This is a genomic window from Burkholderia sp. Cy-637 (assembly GCF_011753175.1).
Lineage (GTDB): Bacteria > Pseudomonadota > Gammaproteobacteria > Burkholderiales > Burkholderiaceae > Burkholderia > Burkholderia gladioli.
Map to the genome: position 1 here is coordinate 1 of NZ_VWWC01000290.1, position 4,590 is coordinate 4,590.

The following is a 4,590-nucleotide window of genomic DNA, read 5'->3' on the forward strand; positions in this document are numbered from 1 at the left end:
TCGCGGCAGCGCCAGACGCGGGTCGCCGCGCTGCTGGCGGCCGCGCCGCACTGAGGCCGAGCGCGGCCTGGCCAGCCGCAACCCCCACAAGCGGCGGCGATCGCATCGATCGTCGTCAGGATGACGAAACGAATTGACCGAACGAGAGACGCAGGCGATGGACCGACCCCTGATTGATTTCCTGAGCGATACCGTGACCGTGCCGACCGCGCCGATGCGCCGGGCGATGTTCGAGGCCGAAGTCGGCGACGACTGCTACGGCGAGGACCCGACCGTCAACGAACTGGAGGCGCTGGCCGCGCACATGACCGGCAAGGCGGCCGCCGCCTTCGTGTCGAGCGGCACGCTGGGCAACCTGACGGCGCTGCTGGCGCAGTGCCCGCGCGGCCACGAGGTGATCCTCGGCGACCAGTCCGACCTCTACAACTACGAGGCGGGCGGCATCTCGCTGGTGGGGGGCGGCGTGCTGCACCCGGTGGCCACCGCGGCCGACGGCAGCCTGCCGATCGAGGCGCTGCGCGCGGCGATCCGCGACCGCCACGACTACCAGTGCGCGCCGGCCGCCGTGATCGCGCTGGAGAACCCGCATTGCCTGGCCGGCGGCCGCGTGCTCTCGCTCGACTACCTGCGCCGCGTGCGCGAGCTGGCCGACCAGCACGGCCTGGCCGTGCACATGGACGGCGCCCGCCTGTTCAACGCGGCGGTGGCGCTCGGCGTGCCGGCCGCCGAGATCGTCTCGTATGCCGATTCGGTGCAGTTCTGCCTGTCCAAGAGCCTGGCCGCGCCTTACGGCTCGATGGTCTGCGGCAGCGCCGAGCTGATCGATCGCGTCAAGCGCTACCGCAAGCTGCTCGGCGGCGGCACGCGCCAGGCCGGGATCATGGCCGCCGCCGGCCTGGTCGCGCTCACCGAGATGGTGGAGCGGCTGGGCGAGGACCATCGCCGCGCCGCGCGCCTGGCCGCCGGGCTCGCGCGGATTCCCGGCATCGCGCTGCGCGCGCCCGCCTTCGACACCAGCATGGTGTTCTTCGACGTGGCCGTGCCCGGCAATGCCCCCTTTCTCGATGCGCTGCGCGAGCAGGGCATCCGCATGGGCCTGCTCGGCGACGGCGTGATCCGCGCCGTCGTCCACTACCAGATCGACGACGCGGCGATCGACGCCACCATCGCGGCCGCCGGGGCGATCCTCGCCGAGGCCGCGCTGCCCGAGGCGATGGAGTCGCATCGATGAGCGCCGCGACTTCCCGCATCTCCACGGTCTGCGCCGACCAGCCCGCCACCGGACTTCAAGGAACCCGAATGAGCTTCCCGCTTGCCACCGCGCGCCTGGTGCTGCGCCCCTTCACGCGCGACGACCTCGCCAGCTTCACCGCCTACCGCAACCATCCCGAGGTGGCGCGCTACCAGGGTTGGTCCTCGTATTCCTTCGACGACGCGCTGGCCTTCTTCGCCGAGCAGGAGCCGCTCGCCTTCGACACCGACGAAACCTGGTTCCAGATCGCCGCCGAACGCCGCACCGACGGGCAACTGGTCGGCGACGTGGCGGTGCACTTCCTCGACGAGGGACGCCAGGCGGAGCTGGGCGTGACCTTCGACGTTCAGGCACAGCGCCAGGGTTATGCGCGCGAGGCGGTGGCGAGCGTGGTCGAGCTGCTGTTCGAGCAGCATGGCAAGCACCGGCTGGTGGCCACCGTCGATGCGCTCAACGCGCGCGCGCAGCGGCTGCTGGAGCACCTGGGCTTCCGTCGCGAGGGCATGTATCGCCAGAACGTGTTCTTCAAGGGCGCCTGGGGCGACGAATACGCTTATGCGCTGCTGGCCAGCGAATGGTGCGAACGACGCGCGCAGGCCGGGGCGGCTGACATGGCCGCAGGGGAGGCGCGATGAGCGGCCACGCGAATTTCGTCGATCTGTGCCGCGCGCGCGCCGAGACGCTCGGCGAGGCGCTGGCCTATCGCTATCTCGAAGGCCGCGACGGCGACGATGCGGCGCCGAGCCTGAGCTTCGCCGGTCTCGACCTGGCGGCGCGCCGCGTCGCCGCGCGGCTGGCCGCGAGCGGTGCCGCCGGCGATCGCGCGCTGATCGTCTGCCCGCAAAGCCTCGATTACGTGAGCGCCTTCTTCGGCTGCCTCTATGGCGGCTTCATCGCCGTGCCGGCCTACGCGCCGCGCAACAACCATCACTTCGAGCGCCTGGCGCGCATCATCGAGGACGCCGCGCCGCGCTTCGTGATGCTCACCCGCAAGCAGGCCGCCTCGATCGAGGCCTTCATCGCCGAGCGTCCCGCGCTGAGCGCGGTCGAGCTGATCGTGGTCGACGAGCTGGGCGAGCTCGATCCGGCCGGCTGGCGCCCGCACGCGGCCACGCCCGACACGCTGGCCTTCCTGCAATACACCTCGGGATCGACGGGCCAGGCCAAGGGCATCATGGTCACGCACGGCAACCTGCTCGCCAACGAGGAGATGATCCGCCTGATGTGCGGCAACACGCCGGACAGCCACGCGGTGTTCTGGCTGCCGCTGTTCCACGACATGGGGCTGATGACCCTGCTGCAGGGCGTCTACGTCGGCTACCCGACCACCCTGATGGCGCCGATGGACTTCCTCGGCAATCCGCTGCGCTGGCTGCAGGCCGTCTCGCGCTATCGCGCCACGCTGACCGTGGCGCCCAACTTCGCCTGGCAGCTGTGCGTCGAGAAGATCGCGTCGGCGCAACTGGCCGGGCTCGACCTGTCGAGCGTGACGGCCGCCGTGAACGGCTCGGAGCCGGTGTCGGTGCGCACCCTGGACGCCTTCGTCGCGCGCTTCGGCGCCTGCGGCTTCCGCGCCGAGGCGTTCCGGCCCAGCTACGGGCTGGCCGAGGCCACCCTGCTGGTGACGGGTTCGACCGGCTACGGGCCGCGCCACGTGATCGAGCAGACCAGCCTGGCCGCCTCGGGACGCAGCACGGTGTTCCGGCGCGTGGGCTGCGGCGGCCCGGTGGCGAGCGGCGAGCTGGCGATCGTCGATCGCGACAGCCGCGCGCGCCTGGCCGACGACGCGGTCGGCGAGATCTGGGTCAAGGGCCCGCACGTGGCCCAGGGCTACTGGGGCGATGCCGAGAAGAGCGCGCAGACCTTCGGCAACTTCACGGCCGACGGCGACGGCCCCTTCCTCGCCACCGGCGACCTGGGCTTCCTGCACGGCGGCGAGCTGGTGGTCACCGGCCGCTGCAAGGACGTGATCATCCTGCGCGGCGACAACTACTATCCGTCCGACCTGGAGGCCACCGCCACCGCCGCGCATCGCGCGCTGGTGCCGGACGGCGCGGCCGCCTTCACGCTGGCCGAGAACGCCTCGGCGGGGAGCGCCGGCGAGAGCGCCGGGCAGGCCGCGGATGCCACGCAGGCAGCGGAAGCCGACACGCAGGCGCTGGCCCTGGTCGCCGAGGTGCGGCGCAATACGCCGCCGGCCGAGTTCCCGGCGATCGTCGCGGCGATCGTCGAGCGCATCGCCTCGGGGCATGGCCTTGCGCTGGAGCGCGTGGTGCTGATCAAGGAGCGCTCGATCGCCAAGACATCCAGCGGCAAGGTGCAGCGCAGCGCCGTGCGCGAGGAGCTGCACGGCGGCACGCTGAAGGTGCTGCACGAGGCGCGGCCCGGCGCGAGCGGCACGCGGGATGCGGCGCGCGTCGCGCAGGACCCGCACGCGGCCCTGCACGCGATGCTGGCCGCCGCCCGGGGCGAGGCCTTCGCGCGGCTGGTCGAGGGCGTGGTGCAGAACCAGTTCGCCGAGCTGCTGAAGACGCCGTTCTACGCGCTCGACCTGTCGCGGCCGGTGTCGGCGCTCGGTCTCGATTCGCTGGCGCTGGTGCAGGTCCAGCATCGGCTCGGCGCCGCGTTGCGCGTCGAGCTGCCGGTCGAGCTGCTGTTCGGCGATCTCACGCTGGCGGCGCTGGCCGCCGAGATCGGCACGCTGGCCGAACGCGCCTGGCGAGCACCGGCCGCCGGGGAAACCGGTACGTCGACGCGGGCCGAGGCGGCCGCGCCAGCCGAGGGCGACTGGCCGGCAACGCCGGGCCAGGCCGCGCTGTGGCTCGCGCAGCAGGCGAACCGTGGCTCGGTCGACTACAACGAGGGTTTCGTGGCCGAGGCCGACGCGGCCTTCGATGCCGAGCGTTTCTCCCGCGCGCTGGGTCAGCTGGCGGCGCGCCACGACGTGCTGCGGATGGTGCTGGTCGAGCGCGACGGCAAGCCGGTGGCGGCCGAGGCGCCGGCACCGGCCCTGGTGCAGGCGCGTTTCGCCGACGACGAGGCCGCGCTGCAGGCCGCGCGCGAAACGCTGGTCACGCCGTTCGACCTGGGCGTCGCCGCCTGGCGCGCCAGCGTCACGCAGGGCCCGACGCGGACCTGGGTCGCGCTCGCCCTGCATCATGGCTGCGTCGACATGTGGTCCTTCGACCTGCTGCTGGCCGAACTCGGTCGCCTCTACGACGCGCTCGGCCGCGGCGAGGCCGAACCGCCGGCGACGACGCGCGGCTATCGCGCCTTCTCCGCCGCGCAGCGCGACTGGCTCGCCTCGCCGGCGGCCGCGCGTGCGCTCGAAGCCTGGC

General features: G+C 72.6%; 3 protein-coding genes. All 3 read left to right on the forward strand.

Annotated features, from left to right (window positions below; translation table 11 throughout):
• The first annotated feature begins 157 nt into the window (after positions 1–157).
• Positions 158–1,231, forward strand: coding sequence for a GntG family PLP-dependent aldolase (locus F3J10_RS34415; RefSeq protein ID WP_167243941.1), 1,074 nt, complete (start codon positions 158–160; stop codon positions 1,229–1,231).
• A 68-nt stretch (positions 1,232–1,299) separates the two neighbouring features.
• Positions 1,300–1,887: a GNAT family protein gene (locus F3J10_RS34420; protein WP_167243942.1), complete on the forward strand. Its 588-nt coding sequence runs from the start codon at positions 1,300–1,302 to the stop codon at positions 1,885–1,887.
• On the forward strand, positions 1,884–4,590 hold a 2,707-nt coding region (locus F3J10_RS34425; protein WP_167243943.1), incomplete at its 3' end, for an AMP-binding protein. The genes F3J10_RS34420 and F3J10_RS34425, both read left to right, overlap by 4 nt.